Origin of the sequence: Meiothermus cerbereus DSM 11376, assembly GCF_000620065.1 — a bacterium.
Lineage (GTDB): Bacteria > Deinococcota > Deinococci > Deinococcales > Thermaceae > Meiothermus > Meiothermus cerbereus.
Genome location: NZ_JHVI01000004.1, coordinates 21,319 through 46,655, shown reverse-complemented (window position 1 = coordinate 46,655; position 25,337 = coordinate 21,319). Strand labels below are relative to the sequence as shown.

21 protein-coding genes and 1 tRNA gene are annotated in these 25,337 nt (G+C 60.8%); 8 read left to right on the top strand and 14 right to left on the bottom strand.

What is annotated here, in order from left to right; all coding sequences use genetic code 11:
* Positions 1-17: 17 nt before the first annotated feature.
* The gene (mce, locus tag Q355_RS0101505) at positions 18-413 is read left to right on the top strand and encodes a methylmalonyl-CoA epimerase (RefSeq protein ID WP_027876153.1); all 396 of its coding nucleotides are present in this window, start codon (positions 18-20) and stop codon (positions 411-413) included.
* Positions 414-537: 124 nt separating this feature from the next.
* On the opposite strand, the gene Q355_RS0101500 is transcribed toward mce, so the two are convergent.
* The 3 genes from Q355_RS0101500 to Q355_RS0101490 all read right to left on the bottom strand — a co-directional run bounded on the left by Q355_RS0101500 (position 538) and on the right by Q355_RS0101490 (position 2,653).
* Positions 538-1,137, bottom strand: a complete 600-nt coding sequence (locus Q355_RS0101500) for a DedA family protein (protein WP_027876152.1) — start codon at positions 1,135-1,137, stop codon at positions 538-540.
* Between the two features lie 312 nt (positions 1,138-1,449).
* Positions 1,450-1,818: a DoxX family membrane protein gene (locus tag Q355_RS0101495; protein ID WP_027876151.1), complete on the bottom strand. Its 369-nt coding sequence runs from the start codon at positions 1,816-1,818 to the stop codon at positions 1,450-1,452.
* 133 nt (positions 1,819-1,951) lie between these two features.
* Complete coding sequence (locus Q355_RS0101490) at positions 1,952-2,653, bottom strand: SDR family oxidoreductase (protein ID WP_027876150.1); 702 nt, start codon at positions 2,651-2,653, stop codon at positions 1,952-1,954.
* Between the two features lie 306 nt (positions 2,654-2,959).
* Between Q355_RS0101490 and Q355_RS0101485 the strand changes: the two genes are divergently transcribed.
* Positions 2,960-3,385: an OsmC family protein gene (locus Q355_RS0101485; protein ID WP_027876149.1), complete on the top strand. Its 426-nt coding sequence runs from the start codon at positions 2,960-2,962 to the stop codon at positions 3,383-3,385.
* Positions 3,386-3,517: 132 nt separating this feature from the next.
* A complete protein-coding gene (locus Q355_RS0101480; protein ID WP_027876148.1) occupies positions 3,518-4,216 on the top strand; it encodes a hypothetical protein in 699 nt (232 codons plus the stop codon).
* A gap of 65 nt (positions 4,217-4,281) precedes the next feature.
* Here the strand turns inward: Q355_RS0101480 and Q355_RS0101475 are convergent, their stop codons facing one another.
* On the bottom strand, positions 4,282-7,029 hold the full coding sequence (locus Q355_RS0101475) for a UvrD-helicase domain-containing protein (RefSeq protein WP_027876147.1): 2,748 nt from the start codon (positions 7,027-7,029) through the stop codon (positions 4,282-4,284).
* A 9-nt stretch (positions 7,030-7,038) separates the two neighbouring features.
* Between Q355_RS0101475 and Q355_RS16135 the strand changes: the two genes are divergently transcribed.
* The 3 genes from Q355_RS16135 to Q355_RS17055 all read left to right on the top strand — a co-directional run bounded on the left by Q355_RS16135 (position 7,039) and on the right by Q355_RS17055 (position 9,659).
* A complete protein-coding gene (locus Q355_RS16135; protein WP_156941851.1) occupies positions 7,039-8,031 on the top strand; it encodes a type II toxin-antitoxin system death-on-curing family toxin in 993 nt (330 codons plus the stop codon).
* A gap of 29 nt (positions 8,032-8,060) precedes the next feature.
* Positions 8,061-8,906: an aminotransferase class IV gene (locus Q355_RS0101465; RefSeq protein WP_027876146.1), complete on the top strand. Its 846-nt coding sequence runs from the start codon at positions 8,061-8,063 to the stop codon at positions 8,904-8,906.
* An 87-nt stretch (positions 8,907-8,993) separates the two neighbouring features.
* Positions 8,994-9,659 (top strand): hypothetical protein, encoded by a 666-nt coding sequence (locus tag Q355_RS17055; protein ID WP_245597448.1) that lies wholly within the window; start codon positions 8,994-8,996, stop codon positions 9,657-9,659.
* A 26-nt stretch (positions 9,660-9,685) separates the two neighbouring features.
* Here the strand turns inward: Q355_RS17055 and Q355_RS0101455 are convergent, their stop codons facing one another.
* The 5 genes from Q355_RS0101455 to Q355_RS0101435 form a co-directional block, all read right to left on the bottom strand.
* Entirely contained in the window at positions 9,686-12,019 is a 2,334-nt protein-coding gene (locus Q355_RS0101455; protein ID WP_027876144.1) for an ATP-dependent nuclease subunit B, read from the bottom strand.
* A gap of 78 nt (positions 12,020-12,097) precedes the next feature.
* Positions 12,098-12,616: a hypothetical protein gene (locus Q355_RS0101450; protein WP_245597447.1), complete on the bottom strand. Its 519-nt coding sequence runs from the start codon at positions 12,614-12,616 to the stop codon at positions 12,098-12,100.
* 10 nt (positions 12,617-12,626) lie between these two features.
* Positions 12,627-14,006: a c-type cytochrome gene (locus tag Q355_RS0101445; RefSeq protein ID WP_027876142.1), complete on the bottom strand. Its 1,380-nt coding sequence runs from the start codon at positions 14,004-14,006 to the stop codon at positions 12,627-12,629.
* 2 nt (positions 14,007-14,008) lie between these two features.
* Entirely contained in the window at positions 14,009-14,578 is a 570-nt protein-coding gene (locus tag Q355_RS16130) for an SCO family protein (RefSeq protein ID WP_169735528.1), read from the bottom strand.
* 296 nt (positions 14,579-14,874) lie between these two features.
* Complete coding sequence (locus Q355_RS0101435) at positions 14,875-16,041, bottom strand: SpoIID/LytB domain-containing protein (protein WP_027876141.1); 1,167 nt, start codon at positions 16,039-16,041, stop codon at positions 14,875-14,877.
* A gap of 263 nt (positions 16,042-16,304) precedes the next feature.
* Here Q355_RS0101435 and Q355_RS0101430 point away from each other — a divergent pair, with 263 nt between their 5' ends.
* Positions 16,305-18,227, top strand: a complete 1,923-nt coding sequence (locus tag Q355_RS0101430) for a heavy metal translocating P-type ATPase (protein ID WP_027876140.1) — start codon at positions 16,305-16,307, stop codon at positions 18,225-18,227.
* Positions 18,228-18,307: 80 nt separating this feature from the next.
* Here Q355_RS0101430 and Q355_RS0101425 read toward each other — a convergent pair.
* A tRNA-Ala gene (locus Q355_RS0101425) sits at positions 18,308-18,383 on the bottom strand.
* 223 nt (positions 18,384-18,606) lie between these two features.
* On the opposite strand from Q355_RS0101425, the gene Q355_RS0101420 reads away from it, so the two are divergent.
* Positions 18,607-20,172: an acyl-CoA carboxylase subunit beta gene (locus Q355_RS0101420; protein WP_027876139.1), complete on the top strand. Its 1,566-nt coding sequence runs from the start codon at positions 18,607-18,609 to the stop codon at positions 20,170-20,172.
* A 287-nt stretch (positions 20,173-20,459) separates the two neighbouring features.
* Here Q355_RS0101420 and csaB read toward each other — a convergent pair whose 3' ends face one another.
* From csaB to Q355_RS0101400, 4 genes are all read right to left on the bottom strand, one after another.
* Positions 20,460-21,458: a polysaccharide pyruvyl transferase CsaB gene (gene csaB / locus Q355_RS0101415; protein WP_027876138.1), complete on the bottom strand. Its 999-nt coding sequence runs from the start codon at positions 21,456-21,458 to the stop codon at positions 20,460-20,462.
* Between the two features lie 51 nt (positions 21,459-21,509).
* On the bottom strand, positions 21,510-23,252 hold the full coding sequence (locus Q355_RS0101410; RefSeq protein ID WP_036258448.1) for a DUF5693 family protein: 1,743 nt from the start codon (positions 23,250-23,252) through the stop codon (positions 21,510-21,512).
* Entirely contained in the window at positions 23,243-23,902 is a 660-nt protein-coding gene (gene udk, locus Q355_RS0101405) for a uridine kinase (RefSeq protein ID WP_027876136.1), read from the bottom strand. The genes Q355_RS0101410 and udk overlap by 10 nt, the downstream gene beginning before the upstream one ends.
* 219 nt (positions 23,903-24,121) lie before the next feature.
* On the bottom strand, positions 24,122-25,267 hold the full coding sequence (locus Q355_RS0101400) for an ABC transporter ATP-binding protein (RefSeq protein ID WP_027876135.1): 1,146 nt from the start codon (positions 25,265-25,267) through the stop codon (positions 24,122-24,124).
* Between the last annotated feature and the right edge of the window lie 70 nt (positions 25,268-25,337).

The window sequence follows — 25,337 nt, the reverse complement described above, 5'->3', positions numbered from 1 at the left end:
TGGGGTAGTTTGAGGGCATGGAGATTCACCACCTCGGCATCGCGGTACAGGATTTGCAGGAAGCCGCCAGGCCCTACCTCGAGCTGGGCTACACCCTCGAGGCCCAGGGCACTGTCGAAAGCCAGGGGGTCGAGGTCTGGATGCTCAAGAGTGGGCAGAGCCGGCTCGAGCTCCTAAAAGCCACCCGCCCCGACTCGGCCATCGCCCGCTTCATCGAGAAGCGCGGGCCGGGCCTGCACCACCTCGCCCTCGCCACCCCCGACATTCGGGCCGAGCTAGCGCGGCTGGCTGCCGGTGGTGCTCCACTGATCGATACCACGCCGCGCCCTGGCTTTGGGGGCCATCAGGTGGCGTTTATTCACCCCAGGTGGTTCGGGGGTGTGCTGGTAGAGCTGGTGGAAGCCCACGGCTAAGTTACAAGGAATGTCTTTGATTTGCTCTTTCTCTGGAGCCCCCGCCTGAAGCGTGTGTAGCAGCAGCTCAAAAAACCAGGACACTCTGACAATCCCTAACGGAACGATTCAGGCGGGGTTCATATTACTCGGCCTTGCGCGTGGGCCAGCGCAGGTTGCCCGAGCGGTAGGCCCGCCAGGCCGCCAGCACCACCCCAAACCCCACCCCGGCCAGCAGAATCAGGTAGACGTAGCGCTCGAGGTGGGGGATTTTGGAGCCCACATAGTAGGCCGCCAGCGTAAGGCCCTGCGTCCAGAGCAGGCTGCCCAGCAGACTCAGCACAAAAAAACGCGACCAGGGCATCTTCACGGTGCCGCACATAAAAGGCACCACCGCCCTGAACACCGGCACATAGGGGCCAATCAGGATCGAAAGCGGGCCAAAGCGGGCCATAAAGCGCCGGGTGCGCTCGAGGTCCTCGGGCCTGACTTTAGCCTTATTGAGCAACGCCAGCCCCACCTGGTACCCCAAATAGTAGCCCAGGTTGTTGCCCAGCACCGAACCCAAAAACAAGGCCAGCAAGGCCCACGGCAGATGTAGCTGCTTGGCCGCTGCCAGCAGGCCCACGGCAATCAGCAGCGAATCACCCGGCAGGAAAAACCCCACCAGCAAGCCCGTTTCCACAAATACGGTAGCAAAGATTCCCAGATACCCCACGGCCTGCACATACGCGGTTACGTCCATACGCTTCACCCTAAGACAAACGACATCAAATAGGCAAGGAAAACTGAACTTTTTGAATTTTGTGGGACAGTTTTGGCACGGGCTCCAAAGGGCTTGGTTGAGTTCTCAGGGAAAAAAAGCAGAAGCCAGGGTATGTGTTGGGGTCGTAACTACGGTGCACCCAACTTGACTCAGGTACGAAGCAAGCCCACGCAACTCTTCGCGCCTCTCTACCGTGAAGAGCGCGAAACCCCGGTCAAGCCGGGGTTGGCGGGATGGCCTGCTGGCAAAGATAAAAACACCCACCTTGAACGGCGGGCGTTTGCACGAACTTTACTGGGGCCACAGGTAGAGCAGCATTAAAATCGCTCCCAAAAGTGCGGTGTTCTTCATGAAGTTGACCATCTCCCCCATGCGTTGCATGGGATCCTGAATAGCCCAGAAGTTATGCATCCAGGGGGTCACAAAGAGCAAGAACAATACCAGCAACCAAAGCCCTATCTGAACAAATGAGCCCGTTAGAATGGCCAGGCCTCCCAAAAGCAGCATCAAGCCCGTACCATAGACAGCCAAAGCAGGCATGGGCACGCCTTTACTTTGAGCGTAGGGGATCATTTGCTTGCCCATGGCAAAGTGGTTGAAGCCATTTATGACAAAAAAGCCTCCTAGCAAGATTCGTCCAATCCAGAAGAACAGCTCCATACATCACCTCCTTGAACCTCGAGGTCACATAGCCTTCCGCTGTGACAATTATATTTTTTGTATAGCACTTTATATTGTCAAGTTTTACTGGAAGCCTCACCCTATCAGGGAGTTTTTGTAACTAAACCGACCCCTACCGGGGCGGGAAAATCTGCAACTCCAGCACCCGGCCCCGGGGGCTGCGGCTGGCTGCGTAGACCAGGGCTTCGCCAATCTCAGCGGGGTCTACCCAGGCCATGGGGTCGGCCTCGGGCATCTCTTTGCGGTTGGCTGGGGTGTCCACCGCGCCCATGGGGTACACTATGGCCACCCGCACGGCGGTGCCTGTTAGTTCGGCATCCAGCGAGCGCAGGTAGGTGGCCACGGCAGCTTTGGCGGCTGCGTACAGCGCAACCCCCGGCCCCACCCCATGCCAGGCAGCGGCAGCGGAAATCCCCGCGATGAAGCCATCTTTTTGTTCCAGCAGCTCTGGCAAAATGGCCCGGGTCATGTAAAAAAGGGTGCGCATGTTAAGGTCGAACATGCGGTCGTAGAGGTTGGGCTCGCTGTCTTTGACAGGGGCATAGGCAAAGCCGCCCACGGTATGAATAAGGCCATCCACCCGGCCAAACTGGGCCTTGACCTGGCGTACCAGCATCTCGGCGTCAGGGTAGTGGGTCAGGTTGGCTACAAAGGCCCGCCCCCCCAGCTCCTGGGCCCGCTCGGCGATGGTGGTTTGGTAGGCATCGGCCAGGGCCAGCCGGGCCCCGGCCCTGGCAAAAGCCTGGGCAATGGCCCCCGCAATGGCCCCCCCACCCCCAGTGAGGATAAAAACCTTATCTTGCAGCGCTTGCATTTTCTGATTATGCGCCCTCGAGCAATCCATCGCCTGTTCACACGCTTACATTCGCAAAGCCCAGTCTATTCATCCAAACCCCCACCGCCTGGCTCGAGTGCTCCAGCAGCACCCAGGATTCATGCGCTTGCGTACAGTAGCAAAACCACCCCGAATGTTTCGGCTGGGGTTCAGCGCACAATGTGAAGAAGCGGGTCATTTTGCCCCTGGGCCTCGAATATGATTCAATCGGGGGCGCTTTACGCACCCCACTGGCAAACTCGCAGTTCCGGCAGTTAGTGGCAAAAACTGCGCTTTAGGAGGTTTATGGCAACCAAAAAAGTGGTACTACATCGCCTGGTAGGACACCGGTTTGTAGGCATCAACGAGCAGGGCGACAAGGTGATGGTAGACGGCGACCAGCCCGCGACCGGTATGCGCCCTATGGAACTCTTGCTGGCCGCGCTGGCCGGCTGCACCGCTTACGATGTGGTGGACATCATGGAGAAAAAACGCCAGCCCCTGGCCCGTTACCGCGTGGAGGCGGTGGGCGAGCGGGCCGAGGAGCACCCCAAGCGCTACACCCACATTGTGGTGACGCACTATGGTGCAGGGCCCAACGTTACCCAAGAAGCCCTCGAGCGCGCCGTAGAGCTCTCTCACACCAAGTACTGCTCGGTCTCGGCCACCCTCAACGCTTCAGTTGAAACCCGGGTGGTGGTGGAGCCCTGGCAGGAGGCAGCGCAACATTAAATTTTTCTAGAGCAAATCCCCATGCACGCTCAGGCAAGGCTCTGGTAGCGTTGCAATATGAGAGTGCAAATTTTGGCTACAGCACTGGTTTTATCTAGCGTCGCATGGGCCCAACTCGCTTCTAATTCGCCCATGGCCTGGGGTTCATATACCGTCCGGCTGGAACCGGGCCTGCTTCGCATTATTCGCGCCGATCGCACCCAGGTAGAAATCAAGGGGGAGCGCTTCGAGGTCAGGCAGGTCGAACTGACCGGCCAGGCACCCGCCGAGCTCTGGGTCAACGAAACCTCCAAGGCCCACACCACCGCCTATTTTTTTACCCAGGAGCAAGGCTTTCGCAACCTGCTCATCTACCGGGGCCGCACCGCCGGGGTACTGGAAGTGCGCGACGTGGATAACGACCGGCGGCCCGAAATTATTGTGGGAACCGATGTGTTCGCCAATTTTGGAGGTTTGCCGAGGGAGGTGTATCCGCGCCTGACCTACATCCTGGCCTGGGACGGGGTGCGCTACGTGGACGCTACCGCCCGCTTCCCCACCCTGGGCTTTCGCACCCTGTCGTATTACCGCGCAGCCCTCAAGGATGCCCTGGTGCAAAAGGACGAGGTCAACGCCCGCAGCGCCGCCCTGGGCTACTACGGACGCGGCCTCATTACCGGCCAGGCCGATGAGGCCAAAAAATGGCTGCTGGCCAACACCCCCCAGGCCATAAGGCGCTGGTTGCTGGACCTCGAGGGCGAGGCCATCCGGGCCATTTACACCGACCTGGCCTGCCGGGTTACGGTCAGCTACAGCAAACAACTGCCGCCCAAGCCGGTGTGCACCTGGTAGCAGCCCCTATCGCACTCTTCACAGCAATTCAAGTTGTGAGTGGCTCAGCAATTATGAAGAGCGCCCTAGGTAGACGACATAATCTCGTTCAGAGCTGCCTCCAGCACAGCTTTGTCAAGCCTCAGCACCTCACCAAAGCGCAGGTACACCAGCCGCACCTCCGGCTCGATTTTCCAGGCCTGGCGAATGGCAACCAGGTAGATTCCTAGCTGGAAGTGGTAGCGCTCGGGCCTGACCTCGAGGTCGGTTTTGTAGTCTTCCAGATACCACTGTTCCCCCACCCGGTACAAACGGTCAATCACCCCCTGCCAGACCGTAGAGCCCAGGGGCAGGGCCACCGCAAACTCGGGGTAGTCTTCGTCGCGGGGCCAGGGCAGCCGATAACCCAGAAGTTGGTGGTAGTTTTGCAGCAGCGCTTTCACCTCGGCCATGATGCCTTCGCGCTCGCCCGGGCCGTAGGGGAACATCACCTCCTGGGCCTCGAGGTTGGCAAGATGCGCGGGATTGTCGGGACTCCAGTCGTGCCCAATGGCGTAGTGTACGAGGGTGCCGATGGCCCGCGCCCGGCCCGGCAGGGCCTCCCCTTCCTCGGGGTCGGGCAGGGGCAAGGGCTCGGCCTCGAGGCGCTTCAAAGCCGAGGGCGAAAAAAGCGGAGGAAAGGGCTCGGGCTCGAAGCAGGCATCTACCCAGGGCGAAGCCTGAAGGGGCGCGGGGGGGCTAAAGGCGGGCGCGGGCGGCACCGGCTGGTAGGGCCAGGTTTGCAGGAGGAACTGGGGCCCATCGAAGGGCTTGCTGGCCGGGCCCAGTTCTAAAGCCTCGAGCACCTTGCCCCAGCCTTCGGGCTGGCCTTCGCTGGCGCTGGCCGTGAGCAGCAGGGTGTCGCGGGCCCGCGAGGCCGCCACGTACAACAAACGATAGCTCTCCTCTTCCTCCAACCGCTTCACCTGCTCTTTGAAGGCCTCAAACTGGGGGGTTACTGGCAGGGCCACCCACTGGGTCAGCCGGTCGGTGCGGGCCATCTCCTGGGCCGCGCCCAGGTAGAGGGGCTGGGACTGGTGCGTATTCCTTCTCCCCAGGTCGAATACCGCTACCAGCGGCCATTCCAGACCTTTGGCACGGTGGATGGTCAGAATCTGCACCCCCTCCCCCGACTGGGGCACGTCGCCCGCATCGGCCTGGCGCGAGAGCAGCTCGAGCCGCTCCAGCAGGCCCTCGAGGTTCTGCGGCGGGCGGGGGGCAAAGTAGAAGAGCAGCGCATCCACATTCTCGCGGGCGCGCGGATCCAAAAAGTCGTGGTAGGGTCGGCCCGCCATCAGGGGCTCGCGAATGAGGAATTTGAGCGCCTCGAGCGGGGCTTCCAGCCGCAGGCGGGTTTGAATCTGGCTCAGACGCTGGTAGATGCTGGGCCAGTGCTGGGCCAGGCTGCGCAAGGGGTCGTCGGCGCGCAGCACGCTTTCAATCTGGGCCAGCTCGAGGGGCTTGAGGGGCCCATCCTCGGTGTGCTGACCAAAAGGACTGCGTAGAAAAACCGCCAACGAGACGCCCCGGGGGTCGAGGGCCGCCCGCAGGGCGTGGTACAGGTCGCGCACCTCCTGCCGCTCGTAGTAGCCCCGCCCCTGCAGGAGCACATAGGGGATCTGGGCTGCCGCAAAAGCCTCTTGCAAAAAAGGCACACTGCTGTAAGAACGCACCAGCACAGCCATCTTGCTGTACTCGATGGAAGCACCAAGCTCCCGAAGCCGCTGGGCCAGCACCCAGGCCTCCTGCCTGCGTAGCTCTTCGAGAGGTGCTCTGCCCGCCACCCAGTGAATCTCCAGCCGCCCTTTTTCGGGCCGCTGCCCTTCCACCGGCGGGGCTTCCTCGGGGCTAAAGCCCATGCCGTGGGCCGCCAGGTGCGCGGTCAGCCGGTTCAAAAAACGCACCAGAACCTGGCTGTGCCGGTAGGTGCGGGTCAGGGGGGGGTGGAGCTGGCCTTCCTGCAGGGCCTTGCGAAAGACGGCCACATCGGCATTGCGAAAAGCATAGATGGACTGCTTGGGGTCGCCCACGATTTCGATGGACAGACCGGCCCGCTCGAGAGCGGCAAAAAAGGCCCCTTGTAGGGGGTTTACATCCTGATACTCGTCTACCAGCAGTATCTGCACCCGTTCTAAAACGCGCTTAATCGCCCCTGGGTGGCGCGTCAGCTCCAAAGCCCTGCGCTCGAGCTCGGCAGGCGAGAGCAGGTTGGCCCCCAGACGGGCTTCGTAGGCGGCGTAAAGGGTCTGGTAGACCCGCAACAACTTCTGGTTGGCCTCGCCCTCGGCAGGCTCGAACACCTCGGCTAAGGAGCGCTTAGAAAAAAGGTGCAGCAGGGGCTCGGTAAGCTCGTCGGAGACCAGGCCATGTAACGGATGGTCGGGATCCTGGGCCAAGTAGCGAAGGGTCTTCCACTCCTCTTCGAACAGGGCCACCGCTTCCCAGTCGCCCAGCAGGGAAAAGTCGGGGTCGAGGTGCAAAAGCGGGGCCGCCAGGCGCAGGCACTGGCCCATAAAGCCGTGGATGGTGCTGAGGGTGGCCCCGGGGAGTTCGCGCATGGCCTCCCTAAAGGCTTCGGTTGCGCCCGACGAAGCCACAAAGTCCAGGTGTCGCCCGTGGGTCAGGACTTCCTCGATAGCCCAGCCCACCCGTACGCGCAGCTCGTCGGCGGCCTTGCGGGTGAAGGTTACCCCCGCGATGCGGCGCAGGGGCGTACCCGAAGCGATAAGCTCGAGGTAGCGCAAGACCAGGCTGGCAGTCTTGCCGGTTCCGGCGGAGGCGACACGGACTTTCATAGTATAGATGTGTATTTATTCGCAAGAGATTGTGTTCAAAAAATAAGCCAAGCAGAGCGCATTATAATAACAACGGTCATTTATATCGAGGAACTAAGCATGCCAAAATTTCTAAGCCTCGAAGATATCCAGCTTATTCACAACGCCCTAGTTCGCGAATTTGCAGAGACTGACGATCCAATCAGTCCTCCGGGCGTCCGTGACATAGGGTTACTAGAGTCCGCGGTCAATAGGCAATTTATCGGTTCTGGCAACGACTACAAATATTACGACGAGTATCTATCAGCCGCAACACTGACATATGGACTGTGCATGAATCATTGCTTCTACAATGGGAACAAAAGAACTGCTCTGGTATCTATGCTCTCACATTTAGATAAAAACGGCCTGAGGCTGAAAAACGTCCCCCAAGACACACTATTTGATTTGTTCGTAAAACTTGCCTCTCATGAAATACATAAAGTTGCTGAAGTGTCAAAATGGGCAATTGCTGACTTTGACAGACACTACCAATATCAAAAAACCCTTCAGTTACCCAGAAAAATAACCCCATACATAAAAAACCCGCAGAAGTTGGGTAGCAACGACATTGAAGTATATTGTTTGGCTGCGTGGTTAAGAAGGAACACTCACCAAGTGAAAAACTATGATCGAGAAGTTACTCTTCGAGAGCTTCGAAAACTGCTCAAGAAATTCGATATAGAAATTGAGCATGGCAATGGCGTGAGTTACCATATTCTCAAGAAGAAGACTTCCTACGAGCCGAGGGGGTGGTTTGGGCTGAGAAAAATCGAAACCACAGAATGCGTCAGAGTTTATACTTTATCGTGCGGTGGAGAAAAAAGGCCAATAAATATAAATCAAATAAAGGAACTAAGGAAAGCCTGCGGATTATCTCCTGACCAGGGCATAGATGCATCACAATTTTATGGTGACGAACCTGCAATTGATTACTTTATAGCCAGCTACAGCAAGCTTTTGAGACGTCTCGGACGTACCTAGACGTACCTAGATGCTTTGAGGATATACATGTGAGATACGCCAACATCAATGGAACCATAGTCGCGCACGACCAGGCCAGCCTGCACATCTCCGACCTGGGCCTGCGGCGGGGGTATGCGGTATTTGAGTTTTTTCGCATCTTGCGCGGCGTTCCCGTGTTTCTGGAAGACCACCTCGAGCGCTTCGAGCGCTCGGCCCGGCTTTTGGAGCTCGAGCCCCCTTTCAACCGGGAAAAGCTGCAAAGCCTCATCCGCGAGCTGATCCAGCTCAACGACCTGGAGCAGGGCGGCATCCAGATGCTGCTTACCGGGGGCTACTCCCCGGACGCCTTCACCCCCACCACGCCCAACCTGGTCATCACGCCCATTGCCGTTACACCGCCCCCGGCTCGGCTCTATGAGCAGGGGGGCAAGGTCATCCTGCACCAGAACCTGCGCGAGCTGCCCGAGGCCAAAACCACCGACTATTTGGTGGCGGTAAAACTGGCCAGGCGGGTGCGGGCCGAGGGGGCCACCGAGGTGATCTACCACGATGGCACCTGGGTTTCGGAAGGGGGCCGCAGCAGCCTTTCCATCATCAAAGATGGGGTGCTCTACACCGCCAAAGAAGGGGTGCTGCCCGGCATCACCCGCAAGCACCTGCTGCAGGTGGCCCTTCCCCTGCTGCCCATCCTGGAGCGGCCCATTGCCCTGGGCGAGCTGCTGGAGGCCGACGAGGTACTCCTGACCGGGGCCACCCGGCAGGTGATGCCCATCACCCAGATCGAAGATAAACCCGTTGGCAACGGCCAGGTGGGGCCTTACGCCCAGGCCCTGATGGCGGCCTTTCAGGCGCACCTCGAGGCCTACCTCAACCAGCGCACAGTACCGCAATAAGCGCCCCCGGCGTAAGGTTTGAGGCCGTAAAGTCCCAAAGGGCATTTGAACTTGTGGACACCAGCCCGCCAAATAGAATGTCGGTGTATGAAAACCCATCATATTTTTGCCCTGCTGGCCCTTATATTCTCCGCCTGCGCCCCTTCTAACGTGGCACCACCCGGTGCTATTGGCTACCAGAACGCCTTTGTGCCCTTTGTATCTACCCCTCAAGCCGCCAGGTTGCAGTCTGGTGGAGGTGCATCCCTGGGCTTGCGCAGCGGCCCTGAGGGTTTTGGGTTTCAGTACATCCAGGAGCCCTGGGGCGCCGACCTGATTGTGGCCCCAAGGGGCGGCTCTTCGGCTTTTGCTCGAGCCTCGTATGTACAAGGGGGATTTTCCGCTGCTTTTAGCGTTGCCTGGGAGACCTACTCCACCTACCGCTACGACGGCTCCACCTACGTTTACGAAGCGGTAAACAGCGGGGGCGTTGGGCTGGACGTGGGGTACTACTGGCCCATCCCCCTGGAAACCGGCCAGGGCTACATCGGACCTCGTGTGTACAACTATGTGCAGTGCAATAGCCGCGACAACACCCCCCTTCGCTGCAGCGGGTTGCGCTTGAACCCCGGCTTTACCATTGGGGTAAACCTGCCGCTAGGCCGCTTTATAGCCGCTCCAGAAATTTCGCTTTTCCTGCTGCCTCCCGACGAGTATTTCAGCGTGCCCCGGCTGGCCACACCCTTTGGCTTCTCACTTTCGTTCAGGTTCTAAACCGAACGCTTCGGGTGTGGTTCGTATTACCCCAGTCTGCCTTCGCGGCACACATCCTTAACACTACAGCTCCGGCAGCGAAAACCGGGGTTGGGTTCGACCACTCCGGCTTTGTACTGGGCGTAGGTTGCCTGCGCCCTGTCCAATAGCGCCTTCAGGGTATTCCAGAGTTTTTCGATGGGCTTGCCATAAAGCAGCACCGGCTCGCCCAGCACCGGCCAGGCCCACAGGTACACCCGCTGAACACGGCCTGGGTAAGCGGCCAACAGATGGGCCGCGGCCCAGCGCTCGCTCCAGCGGTTGCGCACCTGCTGTTCGGCGTCTTCGGGGTGGGTTTCGGGAGCCACAAAGCGGTAGATGTGCACCTCGCCCCCCTTACGCAAAACCCCGTCCAGGCGTGCTTCCAGACCCCGGCCCTCCAGCTTGAAGCCTAGGTTGAGCTCGCTCAGAAGAGCCTGGTGGCGGCGCATCCAGCCTTCGGTCTGGGGGAACTGTCGGGCCAGGGCCTCGAGGCGGGCCGGCACCAGCTTTTCGGCCTTACGCAGCTCGCGTACCCACTGCTGCCACCATAGGGGCTCCTCTTCTACTGGCGTGAGTTGCTGGGCCCAGAATTGAAATCCGCACTCGTGGTAGTGGCGCAGGTTTTCCACCCGCGGCGAACCCAGGTTCACCTGCCCCAGCGGGGCCTTGTAGCCTCCGTTCTGGGCCAGCTCGAGCGGGCTGGCGGGTGGCAGCTCGGGCAGGTAGGGTGGGTGAGGCCCCACCAGGATAGGCTCAGGCTCCAGCGGCCCCTCCTGGCTGGCCTCGGGGTAGGTAACGATAACCTCGTCGGCGCGGGTTTTTAGCTCGTGCAAGAGCAGCCGGTCGCGCCCCATAAAGCGCTTGGGCAGACTGCCCCCCGCCCGCCCCAAGGCCTCCTCGAGGCTCACCCGCCACTCCTCGGGAATAAAATAGTCCTCCTGCTCACCGCTGCTGTAGGCTCCCTCCACCGCATAGATCAGGTAGAGCTTCTTCCAGCGCTGCCCCGAGGCCAGGTTGGGGGTAAGCACCGCCACTCCCCCGGGCGGGCGGTGGGGCTCGTAGGTCTCGGCCAGCAAAGCCGCCCACCAGTGGCGAAAATCGGGGCCTAGCGCAATGCGATGGGCTTCATAGGCCCGTTCCATCAGGCTGGCCCGGCGGGGGCTGTGGCGCACCTCTGGCAGCGAGTCCAGCAGCTCTTCGGCCCAGGCCAGCGAGGGGTGGAGGGTGGGCTGTTGGTTCTCAAAAACCGAGCCCTTCTCGCCAGGGGGCCGCAAACGCGAGAGCCACGCAGCCCATACCGCTTGCATCCCCAACTCGGCGGCCAGGCGGGAGATGGCCTCGAGGCCCACCAGGCTGCGCTCGAGGGCCGCCCGGCCCAGCGGGGCCAGATCCGGCACGGCCAGCAGGCGGGTGGGGGTGGGGTAGTCGGGCAGCTCGAGCAGCTCGAGCAAGAGCCGTCCCTCGGGGGTGTCGGCGGCAGTGCGGGGCAGGTGTTCTATAAGGGGCAGGCCGTACTCATCGGCCAGGGTGAGTATGGCAGGTATCCGCGACTCCGGCGCCACCACGGCCACCTCCAGGGACTTCATTCCCTGTGCCAGGTCGCGCTTAATTGAGCGCAGTACCCAGCGGGCCTCGCTCACCGGGTTCTGGGCGCGGTAGACCTGGGTGGTAATTGCGCGGGAGCCCAGTACCTCATCGGGAACGAATCCGGGCGGGGCTTCCGGGAGGCTAACCCAGAGTGGAACATCGCGGGACAGGGCCTGCAAAAGCCGCAGTTCCTGGACGCTTAGTTCGCGGAAACCATCCACCACCACCAAGTCGGGCTCGAGCTGGGCTTGGCCCTGTTGCAGTAGCTTTAAGGCCCCGGCGCGAAAGTCGTCGTAGTCCCAGCGCCCCCAGTGGTCTTTGAGTTCCTCGTAGCGGGCATACACCGCCCTTAGACGCCGGGTCTCTGGCCCCAGGATGGGAACCTCCTCGGGCCTGACCCCGTTGCGTTTGGCCTCGGCAATGGCCCGGCTGAACAGGCGGGCCTCGCCAGGGCTGAGCAATGGGCTGCCATCCGATAAAAGCGCCTCCCCCACCAGCGCCACCCGGCCCGGCCCGGTCAGGATGGGCTTCAGGCCAAAGCTGGCCGCCAGCAGCCGGTAGTAAAGCTGCTGCGAGCTGAGCACCTCGAGGCCCAGCGTGGCGCCCTCCTGGGTAGCCCGGCGGTAAACGTAGGCTTTTTGCGCGGGCAAACAAACCCACCAGACCCGCTTGCGCTGCCGCAAATAGGCTTGGGCGACCTCGAGCAGACGGGTGGTTTTGCCAGATGCGGGGGGGCCCACAATCAGGTGCACAGCCTCACTATAGCGGCCATCTTGGCACAACGAGAAGCGCATTTTTACTCAACACCCTGGTGTACGCGCCGTGCCCGCCTAACGAACCGTCGGCTCCTCCGCCGGAAAGCGCACCGGCGAGCGCTGGTAGGCTGCCAGCCAGCGGGGGTCGGAGAGGGGCTCGAGGTTCCTTCCCAGCACCAGCACCCCCACCACCCGGCCCTGGAAGGTCAGGAAGCAGCGATACCCTCTGGGCTCCACCACATACCAGTTGCCCAGGTTGATGTTTTGCAGCACATTCGCAAAGCGGCGGGCCAGCTGGTTACGCAGCCGCACGGCATCCTGAACCGGGCGCTCGAGCACCACCACCGCGATCTCTTCAAGTCCCAGTGGAACCGGGGTCAGGTCTATGTTGACCGTTATGCGGCTTACCGGAAAGTCATCGCTCCCCAGCACCACCCGTACCAAGAAGCGCTGGGGCGCGGCCCGCTCGGCATAGGCAAACTGGGGGCGCAGGGTCTGGAAAATGGCCTGACAGCGATCCAGCACTGCCGGGTCGCTGGACTGGGCCAGGCCAGCGGCTCCAGCCACCACCAGCATAACCGCCCAGCACCGCATGCCCCCTCCCCTACTCCCGCACCCCAAACAGCGAGCCCAGGCACATCTCGTCGGTCGTACCCTCCCCCCAGGTCATATAGCGGGGCTGCAAAGGCTCCCCACCGGGGCCGGGAATAGCCGATTTATTGTCGTAGACACAGGTTACCCGCACCCGGTCGCCCTGCCGCAGCCGGATGGGGGTCTGGTACCAGTACTCGCCCTGCCACTGGAAGTTCCACTGCGGGATGTAGAAAAGCGTCTGAGCGCCCGGCGTACCGGGGTTGACCTCCACCTTAAACTCCACCCCCCGCAGGTGCATGTGCGCGGTTACCCCGTACACCTCGAGGGCGTTTTGGACCGTCCAGTCACAGGAGGTAGCCTGGCGGCTACCATCGCCTATATCGCGGTTCAGGTAGCCCTCAATGCTCGTGTTGCACAGCATGTGAATCCAGTCGGCGATAACGCCCAGCTCGGTGCGGGCTCGAGCGTAGGCACGGGTACACTGTTCTCCCGTCATACCCGGCGGGCACTTTATTTCCACCGGGGCGGCCAGGGTCATGCCCACCAGCCGCTTGAGCTGGACGCCCCTGGGTGCTAGGTACAAAGCCATCTGGGTGGCGTCGGGGTTGGCGCCCGAGGCGGTGTTGTAGTGTACCTGCATCACCACCCGGCTACCCGCCCGCAAAAGCCGCCCCGTACCCTCTGGCAGCATGGTGGCCCCTCCACCCGGTACCCAGAAACCCAAAATACCGCCAATGTTGCGCGGATCGCCGCTCAAGCCCGGCCCACCGAAGCACTGCCAGCCGGGGCCTGGCTCGGCGCGGTCCTTGGCCTGGGCGGCTTCTACCATATCGGGGCCAATCAGGAACAGGATCACGTGGTGCACGCTGCGCTTGTCACCCGGAATAATCTTGTAGCCGGTCAGGTAGGTATCGCGGTCGAAGGTAGCGGGCATCAAAAAGCAGCGGTAATCGTCCAGAAGGGCATCGTTGGGTGTGTATGGGGGGTTCAGCGTAGCCACCAGATCGGGTTGTGGTGCGGGCGGCGTGGCTTTGGCAGCAATGGGCCTGGGGTTCCCCAGGGGCGCACCGGCCTCGGCCCAGGCAATCAGCGCGGCCTTGGCACTGGCAGAAAGTTTGCGTTCGTCTTTGAGGGGAGGCGTACCCTCACCGGGGGGCCAGGGGGGCATCCGGCCCTGCTTGACCGAGTCGGCAATGGCCGCCGCCATATTGTGCGCCCAGCGGGCATCGTCCAGGGGAAAAGGCGCGATGCCGCCTTCGGTATGACAACCCACACAGTTGGCCTGCAGAATCTCGGCCACCTCCCCGTGGTAGGTAGGGGGCTGGGCCGGGCCCGCCCCCATCGAACCCAACGCTAGAAAACCCAACAACAGCAGCGGTATTCTCGGCATATTCACCTCAGCAAGTGCGCTATTTCTTCTTTTAGTTTAGCGGTAGAAAGGCGGCTCGCCCCATACAGCATCCGCACCAACTTGCCCTGGGTATCCAGCAAGGCCAGAGCGTCGGTGTGAAAGACCAGCCGCCCGCCTGGCGCCAGGTTGTACTCGACCCGGGCAGCCTCGGCAATCTGGCGAATGGCTTCGGGCTTGCCGGTGAGCCCCTGGACGGGGGAAAAACCCCGCAGGTATTTTTGCAGGATCTGAGGGGTATCGCGTTCGTCCACGCTCAAGAGCAGCAGTTGAAGGTTGGGCGGTGCACCCAGGGCTTCATAAGCAGGCAGCAGGCGGCCCAGCGTGAGGGGGCAGGCATCCGGGCACTGGGTATAGCCAAAAAGCACCACCGCCGGGCCTTTAGGGGGAAATACAAACACTTTGTTCTCGTGCGAGCGGAGTTCCACCGTTGGAAGTGTCCGGGCTGGTTTGAAATCGGTGGCCCCCGGCCCCGAAGCGGGCAGGTAGTGCCCCCCGTGGGCCCAGACCAGGCTGGTCAGGCCAAGCAGCAAGCAGCAAAGAAACCTTGGCATTTTAACCATCATGACTGGCACAGCTTAAACCTAGCTGAATATAGAGCAAATGCCAACCAGTCCAGCCCCTTCGCGCCTATCGGTGGCTTCAGGCGCCCCTCCCGTTCAGCATTGCCAGTACCCCGCTTTCTGGCTATTTAGAGCGCTCTTCACAAAATATTGAGCCGCTCAACTCCCAGGTGGGAGGCCACGCCTGTGAAGCAGCCCATGGGAGATAAATTTGGTGTACAGGCCCCCTCTACCACCGGCATCTAGCCGACTGTCTGAAGATGCAGCTTCCAAAGGAAGAGCTGTTTTCAGGAGCGCCCCACAGCAAATGCATAAAGCCCCAGGCCGCCGTGGGTCGGCCATAAAGGGTATCCGGCCAGGCGTAGCTTTTCCCATATGCCCGCCACCACCTCAAAGCTGCTGAGAAAGGTTCCAGGGTAATAGTAGCCCAGAATCTGGCGGAAGTCCCAGCCCTGCAGGGCGAGCCCTCGAGCGCCCCACTGGCTCATGCCCACCCCGTGGCCGCTACCCTGCCCAAACACCTGCCAACCATCAAAACGCACCCGTGTAGAAGGTAGCCCCAGGCCCCGCAGCAGGCGGGTAGACTGAGGCGCATCAAGCTCTACGCTGCCGTTGCTGCCCACAACGCGAAGCCGCAGTGGACGTCCGCTCTCGCTCATAAAAAGCGGGGTGATGGACTGCACCGTGCCCACCTGGATACCCAGCCCAGCCAGGGCTTTGGCCACCGCATCGGGTGTTAGGGTGCGGCTCCAGGTACTGTTTGGGCTTTGCGCGAAGGGATCGGGGCGCGAAACCAAATAGGGTACGTTGTTGCCCCAGACTTCGGCGGAGGCTGCGGTATAACCGCCAGAATCGGCGTGATAAACAGCGGTAATGGGCTTGTGGTTATAGCTCACGATAAGGGAGCGTGTGGCATATACCGCGCTGGTGTGGCGAGGGGTTTCTGCCGAGCGCCCTAGGTAGACCTGGCAGCGTTCGGTGGCACAAAGGTCGTAGAGGCCCTTGGGATTCAGGCGGTACAGCGCAAAGGTACGGGCCAGAATGGTCTGGGCCTGCAGTACCGAATCTGGAAACGAGGCCGGAACCTCGCCAGGGACAACGCCCAGCAGGTAGTCCTCGAGCCAGACCCGATTGATAAAAAGAGCCCGGCCAGCCTGCCATACCACCAGCAGGTTGCCCCGGTAGCTTCGCCCCCCCAGGGTGAAACCGTCCACCGGCACAAACTCCACCCAGGGGCCCGCGCTCTGGCCATCGACCAAAACCTCGCCCGAACCTGCCGTGACCCGCAGGGTGGCCGCGTCAAAAGTACGCACACCGTAGGCACTTTGTCGCTGATGAGGCCCAAGCTGAACAATGCCCGCCGAGGCTTCGGTCAGCAAGACCCGCAGCAGTAAATCCTGCTGGGCCTGGGCAACCCCCAACAGGAGCAAACAGCAAAACACAACGCGCACCATGCCCGTAACCTTTCCCAAGTATATGCACACCCCCGGGGTGGCCTGGTTTATCTGACCTCGAGCAGGGCCTGGCCCATCGAGCCCTGTGCCCAAAGGTGTCCAATGTCCTTACCCTGAAGCACTACAATTGGCGTGCGGAACAGGGCTAATCCGCACTAAGTTGGTTGGAATTGGGGTTGCGGCTTTTGTATTTGATATGGGATACTCTTATTAGTAATGATTATTATTTGCAATATGTTCAAGATGCTAGAAAGGAAAACCAGATGAGCACTGCCATCACACCCTCCATACCCACACAAAACCCTTTGCTTTTGTTTTGGAACCACGAGGTCAAACGGGGCTTTTTACTAGCCGGTATTACCCTGCTGGGCCTGGTAGGAGGTTTTGTCGCAGAAAGCTACGAAATATCCTGGCTAAGAAACGGCCTGTGGGCGCTGGCCTTTTTGGCAGGCGGGGTTCCATCGGCCATCAAGGCCATGCACAGCCTTTTTCAGCAGCGCAAGCTAGATGTGGATCTGCTGATGGTAGTAGCTGCGCTGGGGGCCGCCTCGGTAGGTCAGGCGGGTGATGGGGCCATCCTGCTTTTTTTGTTTAGCCTTTCCAACGCCCTGCAAAGCTGGGCCATGAACCGCACGCGACGGGCCATCGAGGCCCTCATGACCCTCCACCCCGAGGGAGCCAATGTGCTGCTGCCAGATGGTAGCGAGCTTTGGAAGCCGCTGGATGCCCTATTGCCGGGCGACATCCTGGTGGTACGCCCGGGTGAGCGCTTTGCCGCCGACGGCATTGTGCTGGAAGGCTATACCGATGTAGACGAGAGTGCCCTTACGGGCGAGAGCGTTCCGGTGGATAAAAAACCTGGCGACCACGTTAGAAGCGGTACCCTCAACGGCCACGGCGCGGTGCGGGTACGGGTAGAACGCCCCGCCAGCGAAAGCACCCTGGCCAAACTGATTAAGCTGGTTGAAAGCGCCCAGGCTAGCAAAAGCCGCACTGAGCGCTTTGCTGAACGCTTTGAAGGCCCCTACACCATCGCCGTGTTGCTGTCGGCTCCGGTGGTTTTTGTAGTAGCACACTTTGTTTTTGGCCTCGAGGCTGCCCAGGCCTGGTACCGCGCCATGACTTTTTTGGTTGTGGCCAGCCCCTGTGCAGTGGTCATCGCTACCCCGGCGGCGGTGTTATCGGCGATGGCTGCGGGGGCTCGAGCTGGGGCATTATTCAAGAGTGGGGCGGCTTTAGAAGCCCTGGCCAGAGCCAATATCTTCGTTTTTGACAAAACCGGCACCCTCACCGAAGGGCGCATGAAACTGGTACAGGTAGAGGTGCTGCAAGGCTCCGAAGCCGAAGCCAAGGCCCTGGCCGCCGGAATCGAGCGCTACAGCGAGCACCCCATCGCCCAGGCCATTGCCCAAAGCTGGGATGGCCCCACCCCAGAGGTCGGCGAGATACGGGCCGTGCGAGGCCATGGGGTGGTGGGGATCCTGGCCGATGGTAGGCAGGTCTGGGTGGGCAACCGGCGGCTGCTGGAAAGCCTGGGCGTAGCCCTAAAGCCCCAGGTCGAACGCCAGTTGCAGGCTATGGAGAATAGGGGCCTGACCACCGCCGTACTGGGAATCGATCACCACCCCATGGCCTTGCTGGGCGTGGCCGATACCCCCCGCCCAGAGGCTGCCCAGGCCATTGCCAGGCTAAAACGGCAGGACGCACGGGTCATCATGCTCACCGGCGACCGCAAAGCCGTAGCCGAGCACATCGCCGCGCAGGTAGGCATCCAGGAGGTTTATGCCGAGCTCTTGCCCGAGGACAAGCTCGAGCGCATTAAACAACTGCGCCAGGAAGGCACGGTGGTGATGGTGGGCGACGGCCTCAACGATGCCCCCGCGCTAAACGCCGCCGACGTGGGGGTCTCGATGGCCGCAGGCTCCGACGTCTCGCTCGAGAGCGCCGACCTGGTGCTGATGAAAAACGACCTGAACCGCCTGGTGGGGGCCCAACAACTAGCCCGCGCCACCGCCCGTACCGTCTATTTCAACCTAAGCTTTGCCCTTAGCGTAATTGTTGTGGTGGGGGTCTTGGCCCTGGCCGGCAAGGTACCCCTGCCAATGGGGGTGGTGGCCCACGAAGGGGGTACGGTTTTCGTGGTGTTGGTTGGTCTGCGTTTGCTGGCCCACCGTGTTGGGAGTTAGGGCAGTTCTCAGAAAAAAGCGGGCGCACCCGAAAGAGCAAAACCCGTGGGCTACTTCCACGGGTTTCGACTGGTTTTCTTTGGTGGAGCTGAGGGGATTCGAACCCCTGACCTTCTGAATGCCATTCAGACGCGCTCCCAACTGCGCCACAGCCCCGCAAACAGCAATGGAAAGTATAGGGGGCCAGTGCAATCTAGTCAAGCCTTGTAAGCAATACGGGGTTTGCTTTGAGTTCAGCACGGCATTTTCGAAGCCTTGATCCAAAGCCTCTGCAGGCTTGAATGCCGCACCCTACCCGGTGCAAAGCGGACACAAAGCACTGGGTTGACATAAAAAACGCCGCGCGAATGGCATTCCACATTGGTAAGATACAAGCGCTATGGCAGATAACACGCGGGCCTGGATGGAAGAACTTTTGGCCGAGATGGAAGAAAGGCGCAAACGCATCACCGCTGGTGGAGGGCCAGAACGAATCAAAAAGCAACACGAGGCAGGCAAAATGACCGCCCGTGAGCGCATCGAGTACCTGCTTGACCCCAATACTTTTGTAGAGCTATTGCCCTTCGCCGAACACCCCGAAAGCGAGCTGATGCGTGGGGTGCAGGCCCCAGCCGATGGGGTGGTTACTGGCTACGGCCAAATTGGGGGCCGCACAGTTTTTGTCTTCAGCCAGGATTTTACCGTACTGGGCGGGAGCCTTGGAAAAACACATGGGCAGAAAATCGCCCGCGTGATGGATATGGCCGCCAGGGTAGGTGCCCCCATCATCGGTCTCAACGACTCGGCGGGGGCCCGCATCCAGGAAGGCGTAGACAGCCTATCGGGCTACGGCGAAGTCTTCTACCGCAACGCCATCTACTCGGGCGTGGTGCCGCAGATCTCGGCCATACTGGGGCCTTGCGCGGGTGGGGCCGTGTACAGCCCCGCCATCACCGACTTTGTGCTGATGAGCAAAGGCAGTAGCTACATGTTCATCACCGGGCCGGAAGTGATTAAGAGTGTGACCCGCGAGGAAGTTACCTTTGAACAGCTGGGCGGCTCGGAAGTTCACACCAGCAAATCGGGGGTGGCCCACCTCGAGTGCGAGGGGGATCAGGCCGTGCTGGACACCGTCAAAAAACTTCTGGTCTACCTGCCGCAAAATGCCAAAGAAAAGCCCCCCCTACGCCAAAGCAGCGACCCCAAAAACCGCAAAACTCCCGAACTGCTGGATATAGTGCATCCCGACCCCCGCCGTCCTTACAGCATGCACCAGATTATCGAGACCCTCGTGGACGAAGGGGTGTTTTTAGAGCTACACCCCAACTTCGCCAAAAACATCATTGTAGGGTTTGCCCATCTGGGTGGCCAGAGTGTGGGGATTGTAGCCAACAACCCCCGCTTTATGGCCGGAGCCCTGGATATCAACGCCTCGGACAAAGCCGCCCGCTTCATTCGCACCTGCGACAGCTTCAACATTCCCATCCTGACCCTGGTGGACGTAACCGGTTTCCTGCCCGGCGTGGCCCAGGAACACCAGGGCATCATCCGCCACGGGGCCAAGATGCTTTATGCCTATGCCGAGGCCACCGTTCCCAAAATTACCTTGATTACCCGCAAGAGCTATGGCGGCGCTTACCTGGCCATGAACTCCCGCGATATGGGGGCCGACGTGGTGCTGGCCTGGCCCACCTCTGCAGTGGCGGTGATGGGCGCCGAGGGGGCCGCCAACATCATCTATCGCAAGGAAATCCAGTCCTCCCTCGACCCCGCCGCCACCCGCCAGGCCAAAATTGCCGAATACAAAAAAGCCTTCGACAACCCCTATGTGGCCGCAGGCCGGGGCTACATTGACGACGTAATTGACCCCGCCGATACCCGATGGCTTCTGGTACGGCACCTCGAGATGCTCTCCAACAAACAAGAGGAGCGGCCTTACAAGAAGCACGGGAATATCCCGCTGTAGAGCGCTCTTCACAAATATTGAGCTGCTCACAACTTTGGTTGCTTTGTCCTGAACAGTACAGTGGCCTCCCAGATGGCAAGCCACGTCTGTGAAGAGTGCGATAATTTGCGGAGCACCTGGGGGCAAGGCGGTGTGTTTGTGTGAGCCAGCCCGGTTTTTAGGTATGGGGCAGGGCAAGGGCAGTTTGGGAAACGATCTTGCGGTTTCCGAAAGAAGCCAAAAAGGGGTTTTGGCTTGTATTTGCTGCCAGGAAGCGTTCTGGGCCTTCGGCCTGGTCGGTACCGGTATTACCTCGAGCTCTTCACCCTACCCTGGCGGCTGCTGGACAACACCTGGTCAAAGCTGGTGCGGGCACGGGCCTTCATGGCCTCTACCGCTTTCCAGTTGGGCTGGCGCTGGGTCAGCACCGCCGAGGCCAGCAGATCGGGGTCGCCGGGCATGTCCAGATAGACTGCCCCGGCATCGCGACAAAAACCGGCCACCTTGGGGTCGTAGGCAATGCCCGCAAAGGGTGTGCCAGCCGCTGCGGCCAGAATGGCCCCGTGCAGACGCACCGAGATCACATAACCCGCCTGGGCCAGCAGGTAGCTCACCCGGCGCGGATCCCAGGCCAGTTCGCGGGTGAAACTACTAAACTTTTCCAGTACCGGCTCATCGAAGCCTGGTTGCAAGGCCAGTATCACCACATCGTAGCCCTCCACCCGCAGCCGGTCGGCCAGTTTGTGCAGGTTGGCGTTGGCCTCTTCGGTGCCGTACTTGGGAACCAGCACCACCATGTTGGGCTCACGTTCAACAGGTGGTGGGGCCAGGAGCAAAGCGGGGTCGGCGCCCAGGTGTACCTCCAGCCCTAAGCTGCGCCCGTACTCGAGCGAGCCTTCGTCGCGGAAATAACAGGGCAGCCCCCGCAAGGCTCTTCTAACCTGGCTTTCCCCACCCCTGCTCAAAGGCCCCAGCGACTGGTTGAACACATACACCGGTTTGCCCCGCCGCCGAGCCAGTCCGATGAGGGTCAGGTAGTACCACAGGCTCAGGCGAGAGGTTTTGTCTTGCAACAACCCCCCACCGCCCGATAGGAGCACATCTACCTTGCCCAGGGCTTTCCAGACTTCCAGGGGTTGGGTTCGCTTGACGGCTTCCACTCCGTAGCGCTGGGCGGTTTCGCTGGGGTTGTTGGAAAATACCACGGTCTGGTGGCCCCGCGCCCGAATCTCTTGAACGATGGCCTCGAGGATGGCCTCATCGCCCGCATTTTGAAAGCCATAGTACCCGCTGACCCCCACGCGCATACAAACCCTCCAGATTTCTCCCATCTTGGCACGGCCGGGCATTAGATGTTTCTACCTGAGCCACCATTCGCGCAAGCGGCGGAAAACCCAAACCCCCACCAAGCCCAGCACGACGCCAATCAGAATTCCATTCAGCACTCGAAAAAAGGAGATGCTGAGGGGGGTATGGTAGTGCGAAAAGGTGTTCAGGATGGAGCCCATCCCCACCGCCACCAGCACCAGCAGGGTGTTTTTGATCCAGGTGGGCCAGGGCAAGAGCAAGGCCATAGGAGCCAGGGCATGGGCGAAAATCTCCTTGAAGCGGGGGCGCACCATCACGTCCTGTAAAAAGGCCCTGAGCTGCAACTCCCACTCCGGCACGATGGAGGGGGCCGCATCGTTGCCCCGACGCAAAACGGCCAGTGCCACCACCGCCAATCCCACCAGGGCAATGGCCACCTCGCCCAGCTTGAACTGGTAGTTGTACAGGAAGTTCAGGGCGTGCTTGTAGTCGCTGGGCAGAAACGAGAGGGCCACTAGCAAGGGCGGCACCACCAGCGTAAGCGAGACCCCCCGGAAAGGATCCAGGCCCAGCACGCTCTGGGGGGTGCTGCCCAAAGCCGCCAGAAAGACCACCCCGGCCAGTGAATAGAGCACCGCTGCCAGCCACAAGCGCAACCCCGCCAGATGGCGCTCGAAAAAGCCCAGGGCAGGAAAAACCATTGCGGCCAGCAAGGGCGCTGCATCACCTCGAGCCACCCCCACAGCCAGCAGAACCAGCAGCACTGCAACCGGGATGCCAACAGGCTGGGGCAGGCCCATAACCAGCAGTGCCAGCCCGGCCACAACCCCCGCCAAGGCCACAAAGCGCAGCGGTGAAGGGCTAAAGTCGCGGGCCGTGGGTTCCCCGATGGGGATGCGCGAGCGTTCCAGGTCGCGTTGCAAAATGGTCAGGAATTCCTGGGTATCGCCCGACTGCTTGTAGGGCCGCAGGTAGAGCAGCTGGTGTCCCCGCTCGCGGGCCGCCAGCACAAACTTGTCGGCGGTCTCGGCGGGCGAGAGTTTGTCCTGCCACTCCGGACGGATGCTAAAGAGCCGCTTGACCGGCAGGGTCTTGGCAAGCTGGGCAAAGCCCCGCTGGGGGGTACCCTCGATCCAGGCCACGGGCTTGCCTTGTAGACCCACCGCCACCGTGTCTAGGTGGTCTTTGAAGCCCAACACATCCAGCCCAGCAAACACCACCGCATCAGTCTCGGGAGGAACCAGCTCCACGTCGTATTTGCGGTAGGGGTGGTCGAAGGGCCGGGCCACGATGTAAAAGCCCTGGGCCTTTAGTTCACGGGCCAGGGCCAGGTCGTAACCGGCAGGGAAAATGTCTACGTTAACCGGGGTGGCCAGCCAGGTCTGGGTTCCGATCAAAACCCGCTCGGTGGGAATATTCCAGCGGGCCACTATGGCATCCAGCAGGTCGGCCGGGCCCGTCAGGTAGAACCACCCTGGCTTGATCTGGGCGTTGGGGTAAAGCAATTGCAGGGTGTTGGCAGAGTGAAAGGTCAGGAGGCCCCGGTTTACCCAATTGCGCACCGATTGCTCGTACAGCGCAGCCCCCTGCACCCCCAAAGCCCGGTACTCCTGCATGAGCTGCAAGAAGGCTTTGCCGGTGAAGCGGGCCTGATCTGCCACTTCTTCACCGTCCATAATGAGCACCACCGGCCCCGGACGCTCGACCTGCATCCGGGGGAACAGTGCGGGCAGGCTCAGCAGCGCTGAAAGCAGCACCGCTATACGCAATAAGCCCCGCGGGTTCACAACCATCTCCCCTGCCCCACTTTGTTGTCCTGCACCAGGCTGCGCACCCGTGCGGTCAGCATGGCCAGAGCCTCTTCATTATGCCCCCCGTGGGGGATAATCACGTCGGCATAACGCTTGGAGGGCTCCACAAAGGATAGGTGCATGGGGCGCACCTGCTCGAGGTATTGCTGGATCACGCTCTGGGCAGTGCGCCCGCGCTCGACAATATCGCGCTGCAAACGCCGGATAAAGCGCACATCGGCGTCGGTGTCCACAAAAACCTTAAGGTTCATCTGGGCACGGAGGGTAGCATCCACCAGCAGCATGATGCCCTCGAGCACCACCACCGGGGCGGGCTTGACCAGAATGGTCTCAGGGGAACGGGTGTATTCCTTGAAGGAGTAAACCGGAACCGAGACCGGCTGACCCGCCGCCAGCTGCCGGATGTGTGATAGATAAAGCTCGAGGTCGAACGCATCGGGGTGGTCGTAGCTCAGCTTGAGGCGCTCTTCAAAAGGCAGGTGGGCGTTGTCTTTGTAGTAGTTGTCCATCGGCAGCAGGGCCACCTGCTCTGGCCCTACCGCGCCCATCACCGCCTCAGTTACGGTGGTCTTGCCGCTACCGGTTCCTCCAGCAATTCCAATCACAAAAGCTCGACTCACAAAGCCAATCATACGCTGCAGGGCCTGGCCTGGGTAGGCTTCGCAGCCGGGCAATTTCCGCCCCCAAATGCCGGGTGTGGCAGGAGATTTGTGGTATGAACCCCGCCTGAATCGCTCCGCTAGGGATTGTTGGAGCACTGTGGTTTTTCAGGCTGTTACTCACTGCGCCTCAGGCGGGGCTAAAAATCTTATGACCTGATCCAGTGTTTGTGCGCCCTGCAAAGAAAAGCGCTAAACTCGGGTCACCGAGCGGCTGTCTTTGACCGTAGCGTGGCCAATGGCTTTTTCGTGGCCGTCCACTTCGAAGGCGTGCAGCTTGCTGGTATCCACCAGGAGTTCGACTGCATCGCTGGGTAGCACCATGGCGTGACCATCTACCTTGGCGGTCAGCATGTTACCTGCTACATCAACATGCACTTCGGTGTCGGCGCCCAGAGGCTCCACCACTTCAACCTTCCCTTTGATAACATTCTCCCCTTCAGGAATGGGGGTCCAGCCCTTGAGTCCAAGGTGTTCGGGGCGAACGCCCATCCAGACTTCCTTGCCGTTGTAAGGCAGCAGGCTGGCACCCAGGGTCTCGTTGGCCTTTATCTTGAAGCCCTCCCCCACAAAGTAGGCACTGCCACCCTCTACCTGCACCCTCGAGCGGATGAAGTTCATGGAGGGGGAGCCGATAAAGCCTGCCACAAACTTGGTCTCGGGGAAGTCGTAGAGGTTGAGGGGGGTGTCTACCTGCAACATCTCACCGTCCTTCATGACCACAATCCGCTGGCCCAGGGTCATGGCCTCGACCTGGTCGTGGGTCACGTAGACGGTGGTCACACCCAGGCGGCGCTGGAGCTTGGAAATTTCCGCTCGCATCTCCACACGCAGCTTAGCATCGAGGTTGGAAAGCGGCTCGTCGAACAAGAACACCTTGGGTTCCCGCACGATGGCCCGGCCCATGGCCACCCGCTGGCGCTGCCCACCCGAGAGTTCGCGGGGCTTGCGGTGCAGGAGGTGGTCAATTTTGATGATGCGGGCAGCTTCCTTGACCCGACGGTCAATTTCGTCCTTGGGAACCCGGCGCAGCCGCAGGCCAAAGGCCATGTTCTCGTAGACGTTCATGTGGGGGTAGAGGGCGTAGTTCTGGAAGACCATGGCGATATCGCGGTCTTTGGGCGGCACATCGTTGACCAAGCGCTCGCCGATGTAGAGCTTGCCCTCGGTGATGTCTTCCAGACCGGCAATCATGCGCAGGGTGGTGGTCTTGCCGCAGCCCGAGGGGCCTACAAACACCACAAACTCGCCGTCTTCGGTCTCGAGGTTGAAGTCCTTGACCGCTGTTACCTTGCCGCCATACCTCTTGTAGATGTGCTCCAGACGGATTTTTGCCATTATTGGCCTCCTGTTTTGCGCCGAGCTACTTTGCAGTCTCGGCCTGTACCGGCGCCCACGCTGTGAGACC

What these genes read in the sequence shown, in the direction of transcription:
- mce (WP_027876153.1), top strand. Translation starts at nt 18, where the DNA reads ATGGAGATTCACCACCTCGGCATCGCGGTACAGGATTTGCAGGAAGCC.
- Q355_RS0101500 (WP_027876152.1), bottom strand. Translation starts at nt 1,137, where the DNA reads ATGGACGTAACCGCGTATGTGCAGGCCGTGGGGTATCTGGGAATCTTT.
- Q355_RS0101495 (WP_027876151.1), bottom strand. Translation starts at nt 1,818, where the DNA reads ATGGAGCTGTTCTTCTGGATTGGACGAATCTTGCTAGGAGGCTTTTTT.
- Q355_RS0101490 (WP_027876150.1), bottom strand. Translation starts at nt 2,653, where the DNA reads ATGCAAGCGCTGCAAGATAAGGTTTTTATCCTCACTGGGGGTGGGGGG.
- Q355_RS0101485 (WP_027876149.1), top strand. Translation starts at nt 2,960, where the DNA reads ATGGCAACCAAAAAAGTGGTACTACATCGCCTGGTAGGACACCGGTTT.
- Q355_RS0101480 (WP_027876148.1), top strand. Translation starts at nt 3,518, where the DNA reads ATGGCCTGGGGTTCATATACCGTCCGGCTGGAACCGGGCCTGCTTCGC.
- Q355_RS0101475 (WP_027876147.1), bottom strand. Translation starts at nt 7,029, where the DNA reads ATGAAAGTCCGTGTCGCCTCCGCCGGAACCGGCAAGACTGCCAGCCTG.
- Q355_RS17055 (WP_245597448.1), top strand. Translation starts at nt 8,994, where the DNA reads ATGAAAACCCATCATATTTTTGCCCTGCTGGCCCTTATATTCTCCGCC.
- Q355_RS0101450 (WP_245597447.1), bottom strand. Translation starts at nt 12,616, where the DNA reads ATGCGGTGCTGGGCGGTTATGCTGGTGGTGGCTGGAGCCGCTGGCCTG.
- Q355_RS0101445 (WP_027876142.1), bottom strand. Translation starts at nt 14,006, where the DNA reads ATGCCGAGAATACCGCTGCTGTTGTTGGGTTTTCTAGCGTTGGGTTCG.
- Q355_RS16130 (WP_169735528.1), bottom strand. Translation starts at nt 14,578, where the DNA reads ATGCCAAGGTTTCTTTGCTGCTTGCTGCTTGGCCTGACCAGCCTGGTC.
- Q355_RS0101435 (WP_027876141.1), bottom strand. Translation starts at nt 16,041, where the DNA reads ATGGTGCGCGTTGTGTTTTGCTGTTTGCTCCTGTTGGGGGTTGCCCAG.
- Q355_RS0101430 (WP_027876140.1), top strand. Translation starts at nt 16,305, where the DNA reads ATGAGCACTGCCATCACACCCTCCATACCCACACAAAACCCTTTGCTT.
- Q355_RS0101420 (WP_027876139.1), top strand. Translation starts at nt 18,607, where the DNA reads ATGGCAGATAACACGCGGGCCTGGATGGAAGAACTTTTGGCCGAGATG.
- csaB (WP_027876138.1), bottom strand. Translation starts at nt 21,458, where the DNA reads ATGCGCGTGGGGGTCAGCGGGTACTATGGCTTTCAAAATGCGGGCGAT.
- Q355_RS0101410 (WP_036258448.1), bottom strand. Translation starts at nt 23,252, where the DNA reads ATGGTTGTGAACCCGCGGGGCTTATTGCGTATAGCGGTGCTGCTTTCA.
- udk (WP_027876136.1), bottom strand. Translation starts at nt 23,902, where the DNA reads ATGATTGGCTTTGTGAGTCGAGCTTTTGTGATTGGAATTGCTGGAGGA.
- Q355_RS0101400 (WP_027876135.1), bottom strand. Translation starts at nt 25,267, where the DNA reads ATGGCAAAAATCCGTCTGGAGCACATCTACAAGAGGTATGGCGGCAAG.